Raw genomic sequence first — 24,318 nt, forward strand, 5'->3', positions numbered from 1 at the left:
AGCTTTTGTAAAAAATGGACATAAAAGAGCTAGAGTATATTTTCTAGCGCAAACGTTTGCGTATTCCTTGGCTTTGTGGTAAAATGATTCTCAAATTGTTAAGTATGAGGACTATCTATGACAAATCAAACCCTAATGCAATATTTTGAGTGGTACCTTCCCCACGATGGACAACACTGGACGCGACTTACCGATGATGCTGAGCACCTTGCAAATCTAGGAATTAGCCACGTCTGGATGCCACCTGCCTTTAAAGCTACCAACGAAAAAGATGTCGGTTATGGTGTCTATGACCTTTTTGACCTCGGTGAATTTGACCAAAAAGGAACTGTGCGTACCAAGTACGGTTTCAAAGAAGACTATCTTCAAGCCATTCAAACACTTAAATCACATGGGATTCAACCTATGGCTGACGTCGTCTTAAACCACAAGGCAGCTGCAGACCGTTTGGAATCTTTCCAGGTTATTGAAGTCGACCCAGGAGATCGCACAATTGAACTTGGAGAACCTTTTACCATCAATGGTTGGACAAACTTTACTTTTGATGGAAGACAAAACACCTACAATGATTTCCACTGGCACTGGTACCATTTCACTGGAACTGACTATGATGCCAAAAGACGGAAGTCTGGTATTTACCTTATCCAGGGAGATAATAAGGGGTGGGCCCACGAAGAATTAGTCGATAATGAAAATGGTAACTATGACTACCTCATGTATGCGGACTTAGATTTTAAGCATCCAGAAGTCATACAAAATATCTACGATTGGGCTGATTGGTTCATGGAAACGACTGGAGTAGCTGGTTTTCGTTTAGATGCAGTCAAACATATCGACTCCTTCTTTATGCGTAATTTCATTCGTGACATCAAAGAGAAATATGGACAAGACTTCTATGTCTTTGGAGAATTCTGGAATCCAGACAAGGAAGCTAACTTGGACTACCTTGAAAAGATTGAAGAACGCTTTGACCTTGTCGATGTCCGACTCCATATGAATCTCTTTGAGGCAAGCCAAGCTGGTGCAGACTACGATTTGCGTACCATCTTTAATGATAGTCTGATTCAAGTCAAACCAGATAAGGCTGTAACCTTTGTCGAAAATCATGATACTCAACGAGGACAAGCTTTAGAATCTACTGTAGAAGAATGGTTTAAACCAGCAGCCTATGCTCTTATTCTTTTGCGCGAGCAGGGTCTCCCTTGTGTCTTTTACGGAGACTACTACGGTATCTCTGGTCAATATGCTCAGCAAGATTTTAAAGAAGTTCTTGACCATCTGCTAGCTATCCGAAAAGATTTGGCTTATGGAGAGCAGACGGACTACTTTGATGACCCTAATTGTATCGGTTGGGTCCGTTCAGGAACTGACAATCAATCACCTTTAGCTGTTCTAATCTCTAATGCCCAAGAAAATGATAAAACCATGTTTGTAGGCCAAGAATGGGCTGACCAAACCTTTGTTGATTTACTCGGTAATCATTCTGATCAAGTAACTATCAATTCGGATGGGTACGGAGATTTCCCAGTAGTTGAACGTTCTCTCAGCGTTTGGGGACTTGCTAATTAAAAACAAAAAAACTTGCCTGATTGGCAAGTTTTTTTATTATTCATTATTAGTCTTTCCATAGATCCATAGCGTTTTTGAAATCTGATGAGACTTGTACATTTTGAGGATTGCTTGCTTCTCTTTCCTGACGTTTCGCCTCTACCTGGGCTACACTCTTAATACCCTCATGTCGCCAGTTTCGTAGGATTGCTTGGATATATTTCCAGTTTGGTTTTCCATTCAAAACAGCTTCACGTAGAGCTTCTTTTATCAAATCAGCACTCGTTCCGTCTTCTTTCAAACTCTTTTCCAAATCTTCGATTTCAAAGGGACTCAAGAGTCGACCTAGCTCCTGTTGGAAAGTTTCCACCAAGCTCTTCAAGTCATTCTGAGCTGGTTTCACTTGATTTGGAGCTTGTTTTTCAAAAAGTTGGTCTAGGCGCTCCAAGGCAAGAGTTGCATCGAAGATTACTTCTATTTCGCCATTAAGTTCAATGGTTCGGTATTGAAGCAACCCTTTCTCAGTCAATCGTGAAATAGCCTGATTGACTTCAGTGACATTTTTGCCGATTTTTTCAGCAATCTGACTTGGAGACAATTCACCTAAAGCCGTTGTATTCTGTAGGTAAAAGAATTGCCAAACAAGAAAGTCCTCGCTAGATGAAAAGAGTTGATTATAGTGCAATAAGAGTGCACTTGGTAAAACTAAATTTCCAGATTTAAAAGCATCTAAATATGTCATAATTCCTCTTATAAATATCCAAAATGAGAAACATCGTCTTCCACCCTCTTCCAGTCAAAAGGTGTCTCCTGGTATACTGCGTAATTCACCCAATTACTAAAAAAGAGAGCTGCTGAAGAACTCCACAGCATACATGGACGAGTATGGATATCATCATTTTTAAAATAATTTTCCGGTATATGGGGGTTTAAACCAGCATCTAAATCTCTAAAGTATTCTTTAGCAAGAGTATCACGATCATACTCTAAATGTCCAAAACTATAAACTTCTCTTAAATCTCTACTAGCGAGGATTGACACTCCAACCTCATCACCAGATGCTAAAATCTCTAAATTGGTATGATTCAAAATATCTTCTTTTAAGACCTCGGTATGTCTAGAATGCGGAGAGACATATAAATCATCAAAACCTCTCAATAGGAGATGACCTTCTTTTAAAACATCTTGAGGATAAATCCCAGAAAGCTTCTGGTCCATCTGGTATTTATCTACACCATAGCGATAGTATAGACCTGCCTGTGCTCCCCAACAAATATGCAAGGTTGAAAAGACATGAGTCTTAGACCAATCGATAACTTGGGTAAACTCTTGCCAATAGTCAACCTCTTCAAATGGAAGGTGCTCAACTGGAGCTCCTGTGATAATCAAGCCATCGAAATAATCGTCTTTGACTTCCGAGAAGGTCTTATAAAAAGTCTCCATATGCTCTGAGCGAGTTGTTTTTGATTGGTGACTCTCCATATATAAAAAGTCAATATCCAACTGGAGTGGAGTATTTGCCAAATGCCGTAAAAGTTGTGTCTCTGTCACAATTTTTTGGGGCATCAAATTTAAGATAAGAATTTTTAAGGGTCGGATATCTTGGTGAGCCGCCCTTTGGTCATCCATGACGAAAATATTTTCCGTTCGTAAAATATCGACTGCTGGTAATTTTTTTTCAATTCGAATCGGCATGGAAATCTCCTTACAATATCAATACTGGGTACGTGTTAAACTGTTATCACCAATTAGACTTTCCAATTGGCAACTTTCTTTCCCTTTATTATACTGTAAGAAGGTATAGTTTTCAATTATAGTTTTTCTCTAACTAGATATAGCCTTATTTTATATCAAATGACGAGAAAACAGCCCCAAGGACTGTTTTTCATTAATAATGCATCAAAACTTTATAATCGTAATCTCCGATTGCCTCACGACCTTTTAGCTCATCAAGCTCAATCAAAAAGGCACAACCAGCTACGACACCACCTAATTTCTCAATCATTTCGATTGTCGCCTTAACAGTACCACCTGTTGCCAAGAGGTCATCTACAATAAGAACACGTTGACCTGGTTTGATAGCATCTGCGTGCATGGTCAAAGTATCAACACCATATTCTTTTTCGTAGTCAGCTGAAATGACTTCGCGTGGCAATTTCCCTGGTTTACGAACAGGTGCAAAACCAATTCCCAACTCAAAAGCAACTGGACATCCAACAATAAATCCACGTGCTTCTGGTCCTACGATCATATCAATTTTTTTGTCAGTAGCATATTGAACAATTTCGCGAACAGCGTAACTGTAGGCATTTCCATCTGCCATCAAAGGGCTGATATCACGGAATGTAATTCCTTCTTGTGGATAATTTTCAATACTTGCAATGTAATCTTTTAAGTTCATAGCGTTTCTTTCTTTTAAAGTTTTTACTCCCTATTATACCATATTTCCTAGAAAAGCGAAATAGAAAGAAGCCTTGGAATATCGTTCCAAAGCCCCTCAGACCTTCATAAAATTCGGAGATTCGCTCGATCAATGAAATCTTTACTTCTTTTTGCTTTTAGAAGTTTGATTCCGTTGACGATTCTGTTGAATACGCCACTCTCGCTCAAAGTAGGACATGACTTCAAATACTCTCTTTGGTAAGCCAACATCCAGCAAATAGATTGGGATTTTCAAAACGTTAGAATGTTTTGAACTTGTAAATCTACTTCGAAGACGATACCAGAAAAAGTTGGATTTTAAAACTTCCTTGTCATAAAACTGAACCTCAATCATATAAAAATCCCTTGCATTTCTACTACCCTTAATTCTCGTGAGAGCAAACTTTTCTACCTGTCCCCAGGAATAAAACTGCCAGTCTTTCTTTGGATATGGTTTATAGGAAAATCCTTGAGCCGTACATTTCAAATACTCTTTATCAGAAAAAAGCCGTCGCAAATGTTGATACAAAATGAAGCCAACGATGAGGATCAAGAAACCAATAAAGAGGATTAAGGGCACCAATCCCGCAGGTGCTTCTTCGGGATAGCTCAGCAAAAACGAAAAGATCCAAAGTAGAAGAGCCAATTCTAGTAGATAAAGAATAAGGCTCAAAACGATTTTCTTACTACTCCATTTAATAATTGTTTCTTCCATTATACTAACTCACTTAAATATTCATAGCGTTCATATTTTTCCAGCAAGTCTTCATTTTTCTCGTCTAACTCTTTTTGAAGGGTAGCTAGTTTCCCAAAGTCAGAACCATTTGCTAGCATTTCTTTCTCTATAGAAGAGATGCGGTTTTCTAAGGCTTCGATATCACCTTCAATACTTGCCCACTCCTGCTTTTCCTGGTAGGTCATGCGTTTCTTCTCTTCACGGACTTTGACCACTTTCTCCTTTTCAGCCTTTTGAACTTGGCTTTTTGCTTCTGCTTCAAAAGCCTTTTCATCTAGATAATCTGTATAATGGCCAAAGAAAGGACGGATGGTCCCGTCTTCAAAAGCAAGAATCTTAGTTGCTACCTTATCAAGGAAATAGCGGTCGTGACTAACTGTCAAGACTGGCCCTGCAAAACCTTGTAAGAAATTTTCTAGAACTGTTAAGGTCGCAATGTCTAGATCATTTGTTGGTTCATCTAATAAAAGTACATTGGGTTTTTCAAGGAGTAATTTGAGGAGGTACAGACGCTTCTTCTCTCCACCTGACAGCTTCTCAATCAAGGTACCGTGCGTTGAACGAGGGAAAAGAAATTGTTCTAGTAATTCTGCAATGGATGTCGTAGTACCACCGCTAGTCTTAACCTCTTCTGCCACTTCCTGTAGGTAATTGATAACCCGCTTACTTTCATCTAAACCTTCGATTTGTTGAGAGAAATAAGCGATACGAACTGTTTCACCGATGATAACTTGTCCTTCAGTAGCTTCAAGTCTTCCTGCAATAAGGTTAAGAAGGGTTGACTTCCCAACACCATTGTCCCCGACGATTCCGATACGGTCTTTGGCTTGGACCAAAAGATTAAAATGTTGCAGAATCGCTTTATCGTCATAGGCAAAGGAAACATCCTTAAACTCGATAACTTTTTTACCGATACGGCTAGTTTCAAAATTCATGCTCAAGTCTGTCTCAAGGCTAGTATCTGAAACTTCCTTTTTCAAGTCATGGAATCGATTGATACGAGCTTGTTGCTTGGTCGCACGAGCTTGAGGTTGCCGTCTCATCCAAGCTAATTCTTGTTTGTAAAGTTGTTCCTTTTTGTGAAGTAGAGCTGCGTCACGCTCATCCTGTTCAGCCTTGAGACGGACATAATCTTGGTAATTCCCCTGATACTCTGTCAATCCACCTCTATCCAATTCAAAAATTCGCGTAGAAAGAGCATCCAGGAAATAACGATCGTGAGTGATGAAGAGGACGGTCTTCTTGGAATTTTTCAAAAAGAGAGTCAACCATTCGATGGTCGCAATGTCCAGATGGTTAGTTGGCTCATCAAGAAGCAAGAGATCATGATTTCCTAAAAGCACTTGCGCCAATTGAACCCGTCTACGAAGACCACCCGACAAAGCTCCAACAGGAGTTGATAATTCTTGAATGCCTAGTTTACTGAGAACAGTCTTGACCTGACTTTCGATTTCCCATGCTTGGAGAGAGTCCATCTCCGCCATGACCCGTTCTAGACGCGCCTGCTTGTCCTCACTATAGTTAAGCATGAGCAGTTCATACTCACGGATCAACTGGATTTCTTTCAAATCGCTCGATAGAACAGTATCCAAGACAGTCTTGCTGTCATCAAAATTTGGATCCTGAGTCAAATAACCAATCTTGTAATCATTCTTTGATGAAAATGGGCTTACGTCACCATCAAAACCTAAAACACCTGAAAGTACATCTAGAAGGGTCGTTTTCCCAGTTCCGTTGACCCCAATAAGACCGATGCGGTCTAAGTCGTGGATGATAAAAGAAATATCCTTAAAAACGGTCTTATCACCAACTGATTTGCTTAGTTTTTCAACGATAAAATCACTCATTTTCTCTCCCTTAAGTATGCATGAATAGCTTCCACTTCATTATCTAGATTACCATCCACAATAGCATACTCAATTTCCTCTAGAACAGCTCCTAATTCTGGACCTGGATGATAGCCGTATTCCTTGATCAAAATCCCACCATTGATTTGAATTTCTTTTTTTTCATGAATGGTTAGGCTGTGATAAGTCTCTTCGATAGCCTGTGGATTGACTTCTTTTCCTTGAGCCTGACGAAGATTTTCAGCCTGTAAAAGTAAATCTAGATCAAAACGGTAACAATCACGGTTACCTAGTTCCCCTTCTTCTCGAAGAGCCAAAATAGACAGCAAATCCTGTACCTGCTTAGCAAATTGGCGTGAAGTCTTCCAATGTTTCAAAAATTGTTGAGCATCTTCCACTTCTAAAACCCATAAAAGTGCTGCCCAAGCTTGCTCAGAAGATTCAAAAGTAAAATCTTTTTCTAAATCAAACAAAGACTGGAGTTTGTCCTGACTGCCTACCATATCTGGAAGAAAATCGTAAGCTTGACTCTCAATCATAGATGATAAACCTACTCGCCAATAGGGAGCCAGTAAAAGCTTATCAAACTCGACAAAGGTGCGCTCCACAGAGATTTTATCTAAGAGTGGCGTTAAGGCCTTCATCGCTTCAAACGTTTCTTGCTCGAGTTCAAAACCAAGACTAGCTTGGAAACGAAAGCCACGCATGATGCGTAGCGCATCTTCATTGAAACGTTCACTAGCTACACCGACAGCTCGCAGAACTTGATTTTCTAAATCTTTGAGACCATCAAATAAATCGACGATCTCCCCTGTCTCATCCAAGGCAAAGGCATTGACTGTGAAATCTCGGCGTTTGAGATCTTCTTCGAGTGAACGAACAAAAGAAACAGAACTTGGTCTCCGATAGTCTACATAGACATCCTCTGTTCGAAAAGTGGTGACCTCGTACTCTTCATCTCCATCTAAAACCAAAACGGTCCCATGTTCAATGCCGATATCAGCTGTGCGTGGAAAAATCTGCTTGGTCTCTTCAGGATAAGATGAAGTCGCGATATCCACGTCATGGATGGGACGATTGAGTAGGGCATCCCTAACAGAGCCACCCACAAAATAAGCCTCAAAGCCTGCTTCTTTAATTTTTTCTAATACTGGTAAAGCCTTCTGAAATTCAGAAGGCATTTTTGTTAATTTCATAGTAAGTGTTCTAATCCATAGACAAGCTCATGACGCTTGACAACTTCTTTGATTCCCAAATTCACCCCTGTCATGAAGGAGCTACGATCATAGGAGTCATGACGCAGGGTCAATCCTTCTCCTTGATTTCCAAAAATAACTTCCTGATGAGCTACCAAACCTGGTAAACGAACCGAATGGATTCGCATACCATCAAAGTTAGCTCCACGAGCTCCCGCAATGAGTTCTTCCTCATCGCTAGCGCCTTGTTGAATAGACTCACGAACTTGTGCCATCAACTCAGCTGTTTTGATTGCTGTCCCGCTCGGCGCATCTTTTTTCTTGTCATGGTGAAGTTCAATAATCTCCACATTTGGGAAGTATTTAGCTGCCTGTGCTGCAAATTGCATGAGTAAGACAGCACCCAAGGCAAAGTTAGGAGCAATCAATCCACCCAAGCCTTTGGAACGAGACAATTCTTTTAATTCTTCGATTTCCTGACTGGTGAAACCTGTCGTTCCTACTACTGGAGCAAAGCCATGTTCAAGAGCAAAGCGTGTATTCTCATAGGCGACAGCTGGTGTAGTAAAGTCCACCCAAACATGGGCATCAAAGCCTGCTAAGTCATTTTTATCATTGAATACTGGAATTCCTTGCCATTCAGATGCAGACTCAAAAGGATCCAAAACAGCTACTAGTTCAAGTTCAGGATCAGACAAAACCATCTGACAAGCAGATTGGCCCATTCTTCCCTTAAAACCAGCAATAATCACTCGAATACTCATCTTTACTCCTATCTAAGATACAAAGCCTGTAAGAACACAAAGTGAAAATAGGAGTTCTGATCAAGGAGTTTCTTTTCCTTGGAAGAACTATCTTTTTCACATAGGGTTCCAGGCGTGTTCAATTCTAAGATACAAAGGACGTTAGCTGCCCATGAAAAATAGGGAATGGCGCTGACTTTCCACGAAAGGCAAGACAGGCATCTTTTTTCAAGATGCAGATAGTCCGTGTTCAATTCTAAGATACAAAGCCTGTAAGAACAATCTAGACGATTGGTGTGTATGCTAAAGCGATACTTCCTTCTCCCAGGTGGGTTCCAATGACACTACCAAAGGTTGCAATCTCAACATCTGTAGCTACTCCACTATCTAGCAATAGCTGACGTAAATCGGCTGCTTTTTGAGAGGCATTCCCATGAATTACCATAATCTGGTAGTTTCCGTTACTTGTCACATCTTTGACAATTTCAACTAGACGTTTAGCTGCTTTCTTCTCTGTACGAACCTTCTCATAAACTTCGATAACACCTTGGTCATTGAAATAGAGGATTGGTTTAATGCTAAGAAGGTTTCCTAAAATAGCTGCACCATTTGACAAACGACCACCTTTTACAAGATGATTCAAATCATCTACCATGATAAAAGCAGAAGTATTTTCAATCTGTTCTGTTAACTTATCTAGTATAGACTGGAAGTCATCACCCTGTTCCACCCATTGAAATACACTCTCCACCATGAAACCTAGAGGAGCACTTGTAATACGAGTATCAGGAAAAGCAATGGTTAATCCTTCGAACTCATCCGTCATATATTGGATATTCTGGTGAAATCCTGAAATTCCTGAAGAAAGGAAGAGACCCAGAACATGAGTATAACCTTTTTCTTTCAATGATGACAAAATTTCATCCAACTTAGCAATACTTGGCTGACTTGTTTTAGGTAGCTCAGATGAACGAGCCATTTTTTCATAAAATTCTTGAGCGGTTAGATTTACACCTTCAACATACTCCTGTCCGTCGATATTCACAGGAATGTCTAGCACAAATAAATCTTCTTTCCGCAAGGTTTCCGCTTGTAGAAAAGCAGATGAGTCTGTTATGACCGCTAATTTCATTCTTTAAAACTCCAAATTAATTCCTGGTAAATCTAGTGCAATTTCCGTCACTTCATAAGTCAAACGGTTTAGCATATCCAAACAAGGACGAGCAAGTGTCTCAACTTCTTCTTGAGTGAAATCACTTGGTTGGTCTACGATGCGACCTTCTACGTGGTTAACTTGGGAAATAGTGCCACTGATTACAAATTTATCAAAGACAATCATAAAGCTCAAAACAACTACGAGAGAAGTCACTTGGTTTTCTTGATCATGTTGAAGTAGTTGGAAGTTGACATCAACCTTTGTTTCAGGAATTCCGTTTTCATTTTCCCATTCAAAGTTACGTGCATCAAAGTGATACTGACTAACAAATTCTTGTTCACGTTTTAAATTCATCATATTCTCCATGGTTACAATTTACTTTGACATTGTAACATATTTTCTTATTTTCTGCTAACTTTCCTAAATTCCAATCTCTGTTTTCACAACTTTGGCAATAGTATCCACATAGTAGTCTACTTCTTCAGTTGTTGGAGCTTCGGCCATGACACGCAAGAGTGGCTCAGTTCCACTTGGGCGAACAAGGATACGTCCGTTACCTGCCATCTCTTCTTCCATCTTATCGATAATAGCCTTGATAGCTGGTACTTCCATGGCTTTCTCTTTCATGGCATTTTCAACACGGATATTGACCAATTTTTGTGGGTAAATCGTTACTTCTGAAGCCAACTGAGATAAGCTCTTACCTGTTTCTTGCATGATTTTGGTCAATTGAACCGCTGAAAGCTGACCATCACCTGTTGTATTATAGTCCATCAAGATAACGTGACCTGACTGCTCTCCTCCAAGATTGTAGCCATATTTTCTCATTTCTTCAACGACATAACGGTCTCCAACAGCAGTGACTGCCTTATTGATACCTTCACGATCCAAGGCTTTATGGAAACCAAGGTTGGACATAACTGTTGTTACAATTGTATTATGTGCCAATTGACCTTTTTCAGAAAGGTATTTACCGATGATGTACATAATCTTGTCACCATCGACAATTTCGCCATTTTCATCAACCGCAATCAAACGGTCGCTGTCCCCATCGAAGGCTAAACCAATGGCAGATTGACTTTCTTTTACAAGTTCTTGTAAGGCTTCTGGATGAGTTGAACCAACATTCAAATTGATATTAAGGCCATCTGGTGTTTCACCGATAACTGTTAATTGAGCACCCAAATCTGCAAAAATTTGACGAGCACTTGTAGAAGCGGCTCCATTTGCAGTATCCAAGGCTACCTTCATCCCTTCAAGAGGAGTTCCAGTTGAAACGAGGTAGGCTTCATATTTACGCAAGCCTTCTGGATAGTCAACAACAGTACCTAAGCCCTCTGCACTTGGACGTGGTAGAGTATCTTCACTCGCGTCAAGCAAGGTTTCGATTTCTGCTTCTTTGTCATCGTCTAGCTTAAAGCCGTCACCACCAAAGAATTTGATACCATTATCAAGGGCTGGATTGTGGCTTGCAGAAATCATAACCCCAGCACTTGCTCCCTCAGTTTTTACCAAGTAAGCAACAGCAGGTGTTGCAAGAACTCCAAGCTTATAAACGTGAATTCCGACTGAAAGGAGCCCAGCAATCAACGCTGCTTCAAGCATTTGACCTGAGATACGAGTGTCACGTCCTACAAAAACCTTAGGCGCTTCTGTCTCATGTTGACTAAGAACATATCCTCCAAAACGGCCTAGTTTAAAGGCCAATTCTGGCGTCAATTCTACGTTTGCTTCTCCACGGACTCCATCCGTTCCAAAATATTTACCCATTTTTATAATCCTTTTCTAGTTTAATATTAATTTTGCTTTGAAGTATCTGGCTTCGTTTCTGCTGCTGTCGTTGATGAGTTTTCAGCAGTTGAAGCATTACTTGTTGTCGTTGAACTATTTGTTGTTCGGACTGGTTTAGTTATTACTTTCATAGTAACCTCAAAAGGAGTAATAACTGTTGGTAAAACGGTTCCATTCTTGTCGACAGCTTGTAAAGGTACTGACCCTGAATAATTCCCAGTTATTTTTTCACTCGTTGGCAAAACTGCAACAATACGATCAATCTTAGACAGTGTATCTGCATCACTAGTTACTGAAACTTTTTCATCTGAAACAGTAACTCGCTCGATTATAATACGCTCATCGATTTGACTAGAATCAATTTGAGGAACAACAGGTATATTATCTCTAGTGACCTTCTTACCAATTTTGACTGTAATTTTTTGTGGCGTTGCTACAGCCGTTAAACCACTTGGGAGATTTTCAATGGTCAAGGGAACTTCGATTGTTCCTTCTGTGGCTTGTGACAAATCCGCAGTCACTTTGAATTTACGAGTGCTTTCTTGCATCTCACTAGCCAAGGTCACTCGATTGGATCCAGTTAGAAATACAGTAACTTCTGAGCTGAAACCACTAATAAAATACTGCTCACTATCGTACTGGATATCAATCGGTACATTGACTACCGTATTGGTATAGGTTTCTGTTCGAACTGGTCTTGCATTATTATTATTTTGATAATTAATGGAGGTAGCGTAGATAAATAAAACGCAAGCAAAGAGGAGCGAGGAGATGATATAAAGGCTATTTCTTTTCATTGTTCCACCCTCCAAAAATACGTTCTCTTAAAGTTGGTTCTTCTGAATCCTTAGGTATCAAAATACGACGTAGTTCTTTCTCGAATTCTTCCAAACTTAGATCATGTTTAAAGACACCATTGTAGGTGATGGATATACCCCCAGTTTCTTCTGATACAACAAAAGTAAGGGCATCTGAAACTTCTGATAAACCAATGGCTGCACGGTGTCGTGTCCCAAACTCCTTAGAAATACCAGTGTTCTCAGTAAGTGGAAGATAAGCAGATGTTACAGCTATTCGATCACCTTTTATAATGACTGCACCATCATGTAAAGGTGTGTTTGGGATAAAGATATTGATTAAGAGTTCTGCAGAAATTTTAGCATCTAGAGGAATCCCTGTGGAAATATATTCCTGCAAGGTTCTGACACGCTGAACAGAGACCAGTGCTCCTATTTTACGTGGACTCATGTATTCAACTGCCTTGACAAAAGCCTGAACCATCTGTTCTTCTGAACTCATTGGAGTAGTGGAAAAGAAATCCGTAGCCCTACCTAATCGCTCCAAACCTGTCCGAATTTCTGGAGAAAAGATAACAACCGCTGCAATAACTCCATAAGTAATCAATTGATTAATCAACCAGGAAATAGTTGTCAGGCCTAAAAAGTTAGCTGCTATCTGAGCTAAGATAAAGACTAAAACCCCTCGAACCAGAATCATAATCTTGGTTCCTGCAATTGATTTTGTAAATTGATATAAGATATAAGCAACGATTAGAATATCAATCAAATTTATCACAATACTCCAAGGACTGGAAAATAAACTAGACCAGTATTGGAGATTAGATAATTGCTGAAAATTCATCCTGGGACCCCTCTCCATAAAAAAAGCTTCTCTTCATTATACCATTTTTAATGGAAATTTTCTCCCCCCCACCTCATTTTAAATTAGTAGAAAATATGATAGAATAAAATGATAAAAATGAAATAAGGAGAAACCATGTCTGAATTATATGATATTACCATCGTTGGAGGTGGTCCTGTAGGCCTGTTTGCCGCATTCTATGCTCACCTACGCCAAGCCAAAGTCCAAATTATCGACTCTCTTCCACAACTAGGTGGCCAACCTGCCATTCTTTATCCTGAAAAACAAATTCTTGATGTCCCAGGTTTCCCAAATCTCACTGGTGAAGAACTAACTAATCGCCTCTTAGAACAACTAAAAGGTTTTGATACACCAGCACATCTCAATGAAACTGTTCTTGACATTGAAAAAGAGAATGATGTTTTTAAGATAACAACTACTAAAGGTATTCATAGTAGTAAAGCTGTCATTATCGCTATGGGTGGAGGTGCCTTTAAACCGCGTCCACTTGAATTGGATGGTGTTGATAATTATGAAAATATCCACTACCACGTTTCTAACATTCAGCAATATGCTGGAAAGAGAGTAACCATCCTGGGTGGAGGAGACTCTGCTGTGGACTGGGCTTTAGCTTTTGAAAGGATTGCGCCAACTACACTTGTTCACCGTCGAGATAACTTCCGTGCGCTTGAACATAGTGTCCAAGCCCTTCAAGAATCATCTGTTAGCATCAAAACACCATTTGTACCAAGTCAACTTCTTGGAGATGGAAAAACTCTTGACAAGCTTGAAATTACAAAAGTTAAATCCGATGAAACTGAATCCATTGAATTGGACCACCTCTTTGTCAACTATGGTTTCAAATCTTCTGTCGGAAACCTTAAAAATTGGGGATTAGAACTGAATCGCCATAAGATTATCGTCAACAGTAAACAAGAGTCAAGTCAGGCAGGAATTTACGCTATTGGAGACTGCTGCTACTACGAAGGTAAGATTGACTTGATTGCGACAGGTCTAGGTGAAGCACCTACTGCAGTTAACAATGCCATTAACTACATTGACCCAGAGCAAAAAGTACAACCAAAACACTCTACTAGTCTATAAGAAAAAACCACGAATCCTTTGATTCGTGGTTTTAAAGTTCATCTGCAATTTTATTTATCTTTCGCAATCTATGATTGACACCACTTTTGGTGAGTGGATTTGTCAAACTGTCTGCCAATTGTTGAATAGAATAGTCTGGATGCTGGATACGCAGATGCGCTACTTCCTGCAAATCGACTGGTAGACTATCTAGACCAATGGTATCCATGATTTTACTGATATTGTTAATGGTTTTCATGCTTGCAGAAACCGTACGTGCAATATTAGCTGTCTCTGCATTATTGGCACGATTGAGATCATTTCGAGTTTCTCGGAGAATCTTGACCCCTTCAAAAGTATCACGCGCCTGCATGGCTCCCACCAAAATCAGGAAATCCATAATATCTTCGGCTCTTTGGAGATAGGTTACTGCTCCCTTTTTTCGTTCGATAACCTTGGCATCTAACAAGAACTGCTGCAAAAGCGAAGCAATCCCTTGCGCATGGTCCACATAGACAGAACTAATTTCTAACTGATACTTTCCTGACTCAGGATCCCGAATACTCCCATTTGCCAAAAAGGCTCCACAAAGGTAAGCACGTCCAGCTTCTTCATCTCCTAAAATTTCTGGATCAATCCCAGTCTCTAGACCAAAGAAAGAATCAGCCAAACGCAAATCCGCTAAAAGTTCTTGAACCCGCTCATCAGTAAACACGGTATAAACACGATTTTTCCGAAGATTACTTCTCTGATGATGACGGATCTCGGACTTGATACCATAGAAGTGCAGGAAAGATTCATAGAGGTGACGAGCTAACTTAGCGTTTTCTGTTACAACGGATAAGGTTAAACCAGAGCTAGATAAACCTACACTACCAGACATCTTGATAATAGCTGATAATTCATAACGACTCAGATGATGCTGACCAAGGATTTCTTCTTTTACTGCTACTGTGAAACTCATTTTCTCACCTGTATAATTCGCATCAACTCGTCCACGATTAAATCTCCATCATGGAAGGCTCCACCATTTTCCAAACGTAGGAAGTTAGATGAAATGACACGCGGTACTTGCTTACGCAAACCTTCAAAATCATGGTCAACCTGCACCAAATATTCATCAAAACGGTTGGTATCCATATAATCTCTCGGAATCTTTTCGATATTAACAAGAACAGTATCGATAAATGGACGGCCCAAATGACGATGTAAGACTTCTACGTGATCACTATCTGAGAAATATTCTGTCTCTCCACGCTGGGTCATGATGTTGCAGACATAGGCAATTTCTGCCTTAGTCTCAAGAAGTGCCTGCCCAATCTCCTCAATGACAATATTTGGCAAAATCGATGTAAAGAGGGAACCTGGTCCCAAAACAATCATATCACTCTCAAGAATTGTATTCACAACTCGACGGCTAGCCTGCGGCTTTTCATCATCCAGAGTATTGGTCACATAGACATGGTCTATCATTCCTGGATGGTCTGCAATATGACTTTCCCCAGCCACCTCTGTCCCATCATTAAAGACAGCATGGAGTGTCAAAGGATGGTCGCTTGATGGGAAAATCTTACCTGTGGTATGGAAAAATTTACTCAATAGTTGCATGGCATTATAGGTTGAACCTTGCATTTCAGAAAGACCAGCAATAATAATGTTTCCTAGGGGATGACCTGCAAAGGCGCCTGCATCCTCAGAAAAACGGTATTGAAAGACCTTTTCATAGAATTTTGGCATATCTGACATAGCCACAAGAACATTGCGAAGATCCCCAGGAGGAGTCAATTGCTGAATATTCTTACGAAGCTCTCCTGAAGAACCTCCATCGTCAGCAACGGTTACAATGGCTGCAATATCAACATCCTTTTCCCGTAAACTCTTTAAAATAACAGGGATCCCGGTTCCACCACCAATCACCGTAATTTTTAGTTTTCTCATGAACGGTTTACCGTTTCCTTTCTTCGGTCTTTATCACGATGACTTTCATTTACAGGCCAATGTTTCGCCAAATCATTGGCTAATCGTTTGGCAAAGGCAACGCTTCGGTGTTGCCCACCTGTACATCCCACTGCAATGGTTAAAACAGATTTTCCTTCTTTCTTATAGCCAGGTAGGATTGGTTCAATCAAGGCCAATAAATGGCGGTAGAAATCCTCAGATTCCTCATGATTCATCACATAGTCATAAACCGCCTTGTCCTCACCCGTCTGATTACGAAGTTCTGGAAAATAGTATGGGTTTGGTAAAAAGCGAACATCAAATACCAAATCAGCATCAATTGGAATTCCGTATTTAAACCCAAAAGACATGACCTCGATACGGAAAGACTGCGTTTGTTCTTGGTCCGAAAATTGCTCTGCAATAGTTTTACGGAGTTCACGAGGAGTTAACTCTGTTGTGTCTACCACGTTTTGACTCATATTTTTCAAAGGCGCCAAGAGTTCGCGTTCCAACTTGATCCCGTCCAAGATACGACCATCTGCTGCTAGAGGGTGACTTCTTCTAGTTTCCTTATAGCGTGCCACCAATTCCTTATCTGCCGCATCCAAAAAGAGGATTTTAAAGTCCAAATCATCTTGGTTTTCCAATTCATCCAAGACAGCTTGAATCTCTGAGAAGAAAGAACGACTACGCATATCCACCACTAGGGCCAACTTGTGGTCGTCATCCTTGGTCTCTACCAACTGCAAAAACTTTGGCAAGAGAGCTGGTGGCATATTATCAATGGTAAAATATCCTAAATCTTCAAAGGACTGAATGGCTACAGTTTTCCCTGCACCACTCATCCCTGTCACAATCACCAGGTGAAGTTGTTTCTTTGTCATCATAGTCTCCTTATATCAAAAGAAGTTTGGAAGAACCAAACTTCTACTAGCTTATCCAATCTCTGCGATGACTTCAATTTCGACTTTTACATCGCGAGGAAGACGAGCTACTTCCACAGCTGAACGAGCTGGAAATTCCTTGTTAAAGGCTGTTTGGTAAACCTCATTAAAAGGAACAAAGTCGTTCATATCACTCAAGAAGCAAGTTGTTTTAACAACATGGTCAAAATCTGTACCTGCTTCTGCTAAAATAGCTCCAATGTTTTTCAAGACTTGTTCTGTCTGTTCTTGAATCGTTTCTCCTACGATTTCTCCAGTTTCAGGAGATAAAGGAACTTGACCGCTAGCAAACAAAAGGTTCCCAACGATTTTTCCCTGAACGTAAGGCCCGATTGCCTTTGGAGCTTTATCTGTATGAATTGTTTTTGCCATATGTATTCCTCACAATTTTTCTAAAATAGCATCCCAAGCCTGGTCCATTCCTGCTTTTGTTACGGATGAAAAGAGGATAAAGTCATCACTTGGATCAAAGTTTAATTTCTTTTTAATAGCTGATTCGTGCTTGTTCCATTTACCGCGCGGAATCTTGTCTGCCTTGGTCGCCACAATGATGACAGGAATCTCATAATACTTAAGAAATTCGTACATCTGCACATCATCTGCTGTCGGGTCATGACGAAGGTCAACGAGACTAACAACTGCCCGAAGATTTTCTCGAGTAGTCAAGTACTCCTCAATCATACGACCCCATTTTTCACGTTCCTTTTTGGAAACACGGGCATAACCATAGCCAGGCACATCCACAAAACGCATCTTGTCATCAATATTAAAGAAATTGAGTAGTTGTGTTTTTCCCGGTTTTCCAGAGGTACGAGCTAGATTCTTACGATTAAGCATGGTGTTGATAAAGCTTGATTTCCCAACATTTGAGCGACCTGCAAGAGCAATCTCAGGAAGTTCATCCTCTGGATAGTGGGACTTGTTAGCTGCACTCAGCAAAATCTCAGCATTGTGTGTATTGATTTCCATAGTCACCTCTAGGCTGTCTCTAGAATTGGTTTAGCTGTTCCGTCAACTGCTTCTTTTGTGATACGAACAGTTTTCACATTTTCTTGACTTGGAACCTCAAACATAACATCTAGCATGGTTTCTTCGATGATTGAGCGAAGACCACGCGCACCTGTTTTACGTTCGATGGCTTTGTTTGCAATTTCCTGGAGTGCTTCGTCGTCAAATTCAAGCTCAACATCATCATAAGAAAGCAAGGTCTGGTATTGTTTGACCAAGGCATTTCTTGGTTCCTTCAAGATGCGAACCAAATCATCTACAGTCAACTGCTCCAAGGCTGCAAAGACAGGCAAGCGTCCAATCAACTCAGGAATAATACCGAATTTTTGAATATCTTCTGCGATGATTTCTTGCATATAAGAGCTGTTTTCGTCAATGGCCTTGTTGTTTTGTCCGAAACCAATCACTTTTTCACCTAGACGCTGTTTGACAATCTCTTCGATGCCATCGAAGGCACCACCCACGATAAAGAGGATATTTTTTGTATCCACTTGAATCATTTCTTGTTGTGGATGTTTGCGTCCACCTTGAGGTGGTACGCTGGCTACAGTTCCCTCGATAATTTTGAGGAGGGCTTGTTGTACCCCTTCACCAGAAACATCACGTGTGATAGACACGTTCTCGCTCTTCTTGGCAATCTTGTCAATCTCATCTACATAGATGATTCCACGTTCTGCACGTTCGATGTTAAAGTCAGCTGCCTGCAAGAGTTTGAGGAGAATATTTTCCACGTCCTCACCAACATAACCAGCCTCAGTAAGAGCTGTTGCATCTGCAATGGCAAAAGGTACATTCAAACTTCTAGCAAGAGTCTGAGCAAGGAAAGTCTTCCCTGATCCAGTTGGGCCAATCATTAGAATGTTTGACTTTTGCAAATCCACATCTTCACTATCTTCACGAGTGTCATGGAAATTGATGCGTTTATAGTGGTTATAAACAGCTACTGCCAAAGCACGTTTAGCACGATCTTGACCGATCACATAGTGGTTCAAAATGTTTAGGAGTTCGATTGGTTTTGGTACCTCAGACAAGTCCGCCAAAACTTCCTCAGCTAACTCCTCACGAATAATTTCCTGAGCCAACTCCACACATTCATTACAGATAAAGGCATTGTTCCCAGCAATTATTTTTTTAACTTCTTCTTGGCTTTTGCCACAAAATGAGCAATAAACCATCATATCATTTTTCCTATTTGTAGACATGATTCCCTTCCGTTCTAACTATTCATTCAATCTAAAATAAGGTCATATAAAAAGCATGAATGCTATTCACCAAGTTTGTGAAAGCATTTAGCCAAAGCAGAGTAGCAAGTCCAAAGCGCTTTTTACGAAAAGCGTGTGTTCCAGCTACAAGACAGACAGCACACAAAAGAGCTGTAAAAAATCCAAAAATACTGCGCTCCATTAGACTTCCTTTCTCTTTCTATATTCGATGGTAAAATCATAGACATTTTTCTCATCTTTGGAATAAGATTTGCTTGCAACAGTCTCAAAAGCAGTCAAGTCAAAATCTTCTGGGAAATAGGTATCCCCTTCAACTTGAGCATGAATTTGTGTCACAATAATCTCATCGAGATAAGGTTCAAAAAGCTGAAAAATCTGCTTGCCACCAATGATATAGAGATTCTTAGCCTGATGATGATACCAGTCTAAAACATCCTCAACATTTTGAAAGACCAGAGCACCATCGATTGCTTCTTCAGGATTGCGCGTCAAAATCAAGGTTTCACGTCCTGGAAGCAATCGTCGACCCATCCCATCAAAGGTTACACGACCCATTAAAATGGCATGATTCAAGGTTGTTTCTTTAAAATGTTTTAACTCTGCTGGCAAATGCCAAGGTAAACGATCCTCTTTCCCGATCACACCCTTTTCATCTTGAGCCCAAATGGCTACGATTTTCTTTGTCATGCTTTCATCCTTTTCATTGATAGTTCTATTTTATCAAAAATCTTCAAAAAAGACTGTTTTGGAATGCCCTCCTGAATAGAAAAAATCCGTAGAAAACTTCTACGGATTTTTAGAAAAATACAGTATCTTACAAACCAGGTGCTTGTCCTAATTCTGCCGCAAGCATCCAGACTGTTTTTTCAAGATCTGCCTTAGCACCAACGAAAATATCATTGGTTACATCATCACCTTCTTCATCTGTTACATCCAATGCTTTTTGGAAAAGAGTGATAAGGTAACGATAAATTTCAAGGACACGTTCCAAACTTTCTTCTACGTTACGGAATTCTCCTACTCCTTCTTCGATTTCACTATGTTGAAGGAATTCTGTCAAAGTAGAGTATGGTTTTCCACCAAGTGTAATCAAGCGTTCGCTGATTTCATCAAGGTAACCATCTAGGCTATCCATGTATTCATCCATCTTAGGATGCCATACTTGGAAACCACGACCACGCATGTACCAGTGTACTTGGTGAAGGGCAATGTGAGCCACATACAAGTCTGCTACTGCTTGGTTAAGCACTTCCTTTGTTTTTGCTAGCGCTTCAGGCGCTGATTTAGATAATGTTGTTACATCTTTTAATGCATCTTTTTTCAATTCAACCATTTTTCTCACCTCATAATATTATTTTTGCAACCATATTTATTGATTACTACCTCAGTATACTACACCTAGTAGACAAAAGCAAGAAAATTAACCCATATTAAAAAAGTTGTAATTGACTGATAATTTAAGAAAATGAGTGGCTATTTATCCTAGCTATTTTCTCTGTTTTTACTAGAGAATTGACTTCGGTAAAGGTCATAATAGAAACCTTTTGCAGCTAGGAGACTTTCATGATTTCCTTGTTCGATTATCTGCCCATCTTTCAGCACCAAAATTTTGTCAGCTTCCTGAATAGTCGAAAGTCGATGGGCAATGACAAAACTTGTTCTCCCCTTCATCAAACGTTTCATAGCCTTTTGAATCAAGAGTTCTAAACGAGTATCGACTGATGAGGTCGCTTCGTCCAAAATTAAGATTTTAGGATCCGCCAAGAGAGCACGCGCGATCGTTAACAACTGTTTTTGCCCAAGAGAAATATTACTTGACTCTTGGTTCATTTCCATGTTATAGCCACCAGGAAGGGTGCGGATAAAGTGGTCAACATTGGCCGCCTTAGCAGCTTCAACGATTTCTTCATCTGTTGCCTCAAGATTTCCAAAGCGAAGATTTTCCTTGATACTGCCTTCATAGAGCCAGGCATCTTGTAATACCATCCCAAACTGTCGACGGTAGTCCTGACGAGACAAGTCTCGAATATCTTGACCATCCACTAAAATGGCACCAGCTGTCACATCGTAAAAATGCATGAGCAGGTTGATCAAGGTAGTTTTACCTGCTCCAGTAGGTCCAACGATAGCTACCATCTCACCAGGTTCAACATCTAGGTTGAAATTGCGAATCAATGGTTTATTTTCCACGTATTGGAAATCAACATTCTTGAAGCTAACCTGTCCTGTTAATGGCGCCAGTTCTTTTACTTTAGCAGTTTGGACTTCTTCTTGTTCATCCAAAACTTCAAAGACACGGTCAAGCGAAGATTTAGCACTTTGCATTTGCCCAGCTAGTTGAGTGATGTTTTGGATTGGTTGACTGACCTGCCACACATACTGAACGAAAGCTTGCATATTACCAATGGTTAAGCGTCCTGCGATTACCTGCAATCCTCCTAGGACAGCGACTATCAGATAAGTTAAGTCAGATACAATATGTAAGGCAGGCATCATCAAACCTGAAATAAAGCTCGCCTTAAAGCCAACCTGTTGCAATTCATCCGTAATCTTTTCAAATCTCTCTTGAGATTTCTCTTCGCGTCCGAAAAGTTTTAAAACATTGAAACCAGTCAGGTTTTCCTGCACAAATCCATTCATACGACCTAGAATGGCCGCCTGCTGTTTAAAGTATGGTTGCGAACGATTTAGAATCGTTTTAGCACCAAAATAGGTCACTGGAATTGACAAGATAACAATGATAGCCAACTGAAGATTTAGATAGAGCACCATTCCCATAACAAAAAGAATGGTAAAGACTGCATTAACAATCTGTAAGAATGATTGTTGGAGCGCATTAGATACGGTCTCTACATCACTAGTAAAACGTCCCAACAAATCTCCAAATTGGTGCTTGTCAAAGTAAGACACAGGAATACGATTGATTTTTTCACTCATTTCATTTCGCAAATCCTGTATCATAGACTGGACAGCATTGGTCATAAAGTAGTTTGAGTAGTAAGAACCCAACTCATAAAAAAGCCCACGCAAGAGATAGATGACCAGAATCACTGCAATATAGCTAGTATTAATACTTGCTCCTGCAACACCATTTGCCATGGCAAGGAGGTTGCTGGTTAACTCAGTGATAGCAAGCCCTAATACGAAAGGCTCGATAACACTCATAATAACGCTGACTATTTTCAAGAAGACTGCAAAGAAAACAGAGAATCGGTAGGCTTTTAAATAGCTCCATAGACGAGCTAGACTAGATTGTTGTTTCATCCTTTACCTCCTATTCTTCTGTCAGAGACGCATTTTTTAACTGCGAATCAGCAATTTCACGATAGATGTCATTGGTTTCCATCAATTCTTCATGACGTCCACGACCAACGATTTCGCCCTTATCAAGGACGATAATCTGGTCCGCATCCATAATAGTTCCAACACGTTGCGCAACAATCAATACCGTAGCATCTTGTGTCACTTCCTTGAGACGACGGCGCAAAATAGCATCTGTACGGTAGTCCAAGGCTGAGAAAGAATCATCAAAGATATAGATATCTGGACCCTTGATGACTGCTCGTGCAATCGACAAGCGTTGTTTCTGACCACCTGATAGGTTGCTTCCGCCTTCTGCCAGATGCGTTGCGAAACCTTCTTCTCGACTTTCGATAAAGTCTTTGGCTTGGGCCACATCTGCTGCTTGGTGCAAGTCCTCATGACTGGCATACTCTTTGCCGTAACGGAGATTGTCTGCGATAGTCCCAGTAAAAAGCAAGGCCTTTTGTGGAATAAATCCAATCTTCTGACGGAGTGATTTGAGACGGTAATCTCGGACGTCTACACCATCGACCTTTATTTTTCCTAGCGTAACATCGTAGAAACGAGGAATCAATTGAACTAGAGTAGACTTACCTGAACCAGTTGAGCCGATAAAAGCAATGGTTTCTCCCGGTTTAGCAGTAAAGGAAATGTTATGCAAAACAGGGCTTTCCGTCTCACCAGGATAGGCAAAGGTTACATTATCAAATTCTAGATAACCATGGGTTTCTGTTTCTTGAATTCCGTCCTCATTTGGATCAATGGAAATCGGCATTTCCATGATTTCCTTCAAACGCTCACTAGACACAGCCGTACGTGGATACATGGTAAAGAGGTTTGACAAGAATAGGAAGGACAAGAGAGCGTGGAAACTATACTCGATAAAGGCCACCAAATCCCCAATCTGCAAACTTCCTTGCTTGAGAGGATCTAGAGCAAACCAAACGATAGCTACAATCATGGCAATAATGATTTGCACAAAAAGCGGCTCTGTCAAGCCAGTCAATTTGAACAAACGATTGGAATTATCCGCATAGATTGCATTTTTCTCCTCGAAACGGTTTTCTTGGAAGTCTTCACGAGCAAAGGCACGAATCACTCGCAAGCCCATCAAATTTTCACGGACATACTGGTTAATCTTGTCCAGTGTTTTCTGTTGTTTTTCAGATAAGGGGTGCGTTTTCACTGCCACATAAATGACAACAACAGCTAGAAAAGGTACGGAAAAAGCGACAATCCAGGCTAGTGAAGGACTCGTCAAGAAAATCATGAGAATACTCGACAGCATCATCATGGGAGTGATAACACCCAACTTAAGCGTCTGTTCTGCAAACTGCATGAGGACAAAGGCATCACTGGTAATACGAGTAACTAGTGAGGATACTCCAATTTGTTCATACTCATGATGAGAATACTCTTGTAATTTAGCATAAACATCATTTCGCATGTCCTTAACCATATTGGTGGTCAGTTTACTAGCAGCGTAGGCTAGAACAATCCGCCCACATGTTCCCAAGACGATAATAACCAACATGATGATGGCCCAAAAATAGAGTTTATCCTGATCACCTTGGTTGATTCCCTGGTCAATCATGCGGGCCAAAACTGTTGGTAAACCTAGATTGACAATGACAAAGAAAATTGCCCCGAGAAAGTCTAACACTAACCACTTGGGATAGCGTTTGAGATAAGACCAAATATAAAGCATAATTCTCCTTTCTTTTTCTTCTAAAATGC

At 40.3% G+C, this 24,318-nt stretch carries 24 protein-coding genes; 2 read left to right on the forward strand and 22 right to left on the reverse strand.

The annotated features are described in order from the left end of the window. The first annotated feature begins 117 nt into the window (after positions 1–117). Entirely contained in the window at positions 118–1,569 is a 1,452-nt protein-coding gene (locus TZ94_RS03545; RefSeq protein WP_045614181.1) for an alpha-amylase, read from the forward strand. Between the two features lie 46 nt (positions 1,570–1,615). On the opposite strand, the gene TZ94_RS03550 is transcribed toward TZ94_RS03545, so the two are convergent. The 12 genes from TZ94_RS03550 to cdaA form a co-directional block, all read right to left on the reverse strand. After that, on the reverse strand, positions 1,616–2,290 hold the full coding sequence (locus TZ94_RS03550) for a DnaD domain-containing protein (protein ID WP_045614185.1): 675 nt from the start codon (positions 2,288–2,290) through the stop codon (positions 1,616–1,618). Between the two features lie 8 nt (positions 2,291–2,298). Further along, positions 2,299–3,243, reverse strand: coding sequence for a homoserine O-acetyltransferase MetA (metA, locus tag TZ94_RS03555; protein WP_045614188.1), 945 nt, complete (start codon positions 3,241–3,243; stop codon positions 2,299–2,301). 193 nt (positions 3,244–3,436) lie between these two features. Then, positions 3,437–3,949: an adenine phosphoribosyltransferase gene (locus TZ94_RS03560; protein WP_006154681.1), complete on the reverse strand. Its 513-nt coding sequence runs from the start codon at positions 3,947–3,949 to the stop codon at positions 3,437–3,439. 141 nt (positions 3,950–4,090) lie between these two features. Next, on the reverse strand, positions 4,091–4,684 hold the full coding sequence (locus TZ94_RS03565; protein WP_045614191.1) for a hypothetical protein: 594 nt from the start codon (positions 4,682–4,684) through the stop codon (positions 4,091–4,093). Continuing rightward, positions 4,684–6,552, reverse strand: a complete 1,869-nt coding sequence (locus TZ94_RS03570; protein WP_045614193.1) for an ABC-F family ATP-binding cassette domain-containing protein — start codon at positions 6,550–6,552, stop codon at positions 4,684–4,686. The genes TZ94_RS03565 and TZ94_RS03570 overlap by 1 nt, the downstream gene beginning before the upstream one ends. Continuing rightward, the gene (locus TZ94_RS03575; protein WP_052689732.1) at positions 6,549–7,748 is read right to left on the reverse strand and encodes a CCA tRNA nucleotidyltransferase; all 1,200 of its coding nucleotides are present in this window, start codon (positions 7,746–7,748) and stop codon (positions 6,549–6,551) included. Before TZ94_RS03575 ends, TZ94_RS03570 begins: the two co-directional genes overlap by 4 nt. Continuing rightward, positions 7,745–8,512 carry a 4-hydroxy-tetrahydrodipicolinate reductase gene (gene dapB / locus TZ94_RS03580; protein ID WP_045614195.1) on the reverse strand — a complete coding sequence of 256 codons (768 nt, stop codon included), beginning with the start codon at positions 8,510–8,512 and terminating at the stop codon, positions 7,745–7,747. The genes TZ94_RS03575 and dapB overlap by 4 nt, the downstream gene beginning before the upstream one ends. Before the next feature lie 262 nt (positions 8,513–8,774). Further along, positions 8,775–9,623: a DegV family protein gene (locus TZ94_RS03585; protein WP_045614198.1), complete on the reverse strand. Its 849-nt coding sequence runs from the start codon at positions 9,621–9,623 to the stop codon at positions 8,775–8,777. 3 nt (positions 9,624–9,626) lie between these two features. After that, entirely contained in the window at positions 9,627–10,001 is a 375-nt protein-coding gene (locus TZ94_RS03590; protein WP_045614200.1) for a DUF1149 family protein, read from the reverse strand. A gap of 66 nt (positions 10,002–10,067) precedes the next feature. Further along, positions 10,068–11,417 carry a phosphoglucosamine mutase gene (gene glmM / locus TZ94_RS03595; protein WP_045614203.1) on the reverse strand — a complete coding sequence of 450 codons (1,350 nt, stop codon included), beginning with the start codon at positions 11,415–11,417 and terminating at the stop codon, positions 10,068–10,070. Positions 11,418–11,443: 26 nt separating this feature from the next. Then, a complete protein-coding gene (locus tag TZ94_RS03600; RefSeq protein ID WP_045614206.1) occupies positions 11,444–12,235 on the reverse strand; it encodes a CdaR family protein in 792 nt (263 codons plus the stop codon). Beyond that, positions 12,222–13,079 (reverse strand): diadenylate cyclase CdaA, encoded by an 858-nt coding sequence (gene cdaA, locus TZ94_RS03605; RefSeq protein WP_045614207.1) that lies wholly within the window; start codon positions 13,077–13,079, stop codon positions 12,222–12,224. Before cdaA ends, TZ94_RS03600 begins: the two co-directional genes overlap by 14 nt. Before the next feature lie 135 nt (positions 13,080–13,214). Between cdaA and TZ94_RS03610 the strand changes: the two genes are divergently transcribed. Beyond that, complete coding sequence (locus tag TZ94_RS03610) at positions 13,215–14,183, forward strand: NAD(P)/FAD-dependent oxidoreductase (protein ID WP_045614209.1); 969 nt, start codon at positions 13,215–13,217, stop codon at positions 14,181–14,183. A gap of 31 nt (positions 14,184–14,214) precedes the next feature. Here the strand turns inward: TZ94_RS03610 and whiA are convergent, their stop codons facing one another. The 10 genes from whiA to TZ94_RS03665 all read right to left on the reverse strand — a co-directional run bounded on the left by whiA (position 14,215) and on the right by TZ94_RS03665 (position 24,289). Continuing rightward, positions 14,215–15,126 (reverse strand): DNA-binding protein WhiA, encoded by a 912-nt coding sequence (whiA, locus tag TZ94_RS03615; RefSeq protein ID WP_045614210.1) that lies wholly within the window; start codon positions 15,124–15,126, stop codon positions 14,215–14,217. Further along, positions 15,123–16,100 (reverse strand): YvcK family protein, encoded by a 978-nt coding sequence (locus TZ94_RS03620; protein ID WP_045614213.1) that lies wholly within the window; start codon positions 16,098–16,100, stop codon positions 15,123–15,125. Before TZ94_RS03620 ends, whiA begins: the two co-directional genes overlap by 4 nt. Then, a complete protein-coding gene (gene rapZ, locus TZ94_RS03625; protein ID WP_045614215.1) occupies positions 16,097–16,987 on the reverse strand; it encodes an RNase adapter RapZ in 891 nt (296 codons plus the stop codon). Before rapZ ends, TZ94_RS03620 begins: the two co-directional genes overlap by 4 nt. Before the next feature lie 51 nt (positions 16,988–17,038). Continuing rightward, entirely contained in the window at positions 17,039–17,419 is a 381-nt protein-coding gene (locus TZ94_RS03630) for a RidA family protein (protein ID WP_001140424.1), read from the reverse strand. Positions 17,420–17,428: 9 nt separating this feature from the next. Then, the gene (yihA, locus tag TZ94_RS03635) at positions 17,429–18,016 is read right to left on the reverse strand and encodes a ribosome biogenesis GTP-binding protein YihA/YsxC (protein ID WP_006150399.1); all 588 of its coding nucleotides are present in this window, start codon (positions 18,014–18,016) and stop codon (positions 17,429–17,431) included. 8 nt (positions 18,017–18,024) lie between these two features. Then, positions 18,025–19,257: an ATP-dependent Clp protease ATP-binding subunit ClpX gene (gene clpX, locus TZ94_RS03640; protein ID WP_045614220.1), complete on the reverse strand. Its 1,233-nt coding sequence runs from the start codon at positions 19,255–19,257 to the stop codon at positions 18,025–18,027. Positions 19,258–19,458: 201 nt separating this feature from the next. Then, positions 19,459–19,965 (reverse strand): dihydrofolate reductase, encoded by a 507-nt coding sequence (locus tag TZ94_RS03650; RefSeq protein WP_045614224.1) that lies wholly within the window; start codon positions 19,963–19,965, stop codon positions 19,459–19,461. A 127-nt stretch (positions 19,966–20,092) separates the two neighbouring features. Continuing rightward, positions 20,093–20,611 (reverse strand): Dps family protein, encoded by a 519-nt coding sequence (locus tag TZ94_RS03655; RefSeq protein WP_045614227.1) that lies wholly within the window; start codon positions 20,609–20,611, stop codon positions 20,093–20,095. A gap of 149 nt (positions 20,612–20,760) precedes the next feature. Beyond that, positions 20,761–22,542, reverse strand: a complete 1,782-nt coding sequence (locus TZ94_RS03660; protein WP_045614228.1) for an ABC transporter ATP-binding protein — start codon at positions 22,540–22,542, stop codon at positions 20,761–20,763. 10 nt (positions 22,543–22,552) lie between these two features. Next, positions 22,553–24,289, reverse strand: a complete 1,737-nt coding sequence (locus TZ94_RS03665) for an ABC transporter ATP-binding protein (protein WP_045614231.1) — start codon at positions 24,287–24,289, stop codon at positions 22,553–22,555. Positions 24,290–24,318 lie beyond the last annotated feature (29 nt).

This window comes from Streptococcus infantis (assembly GCF_000960085.1).
Classification (GTDB): Bacteria; Bacillota; Bacilli; order Lactobacillales; family Streptococcaceae; genus Streptococcus; species Streptococcus infantis_C.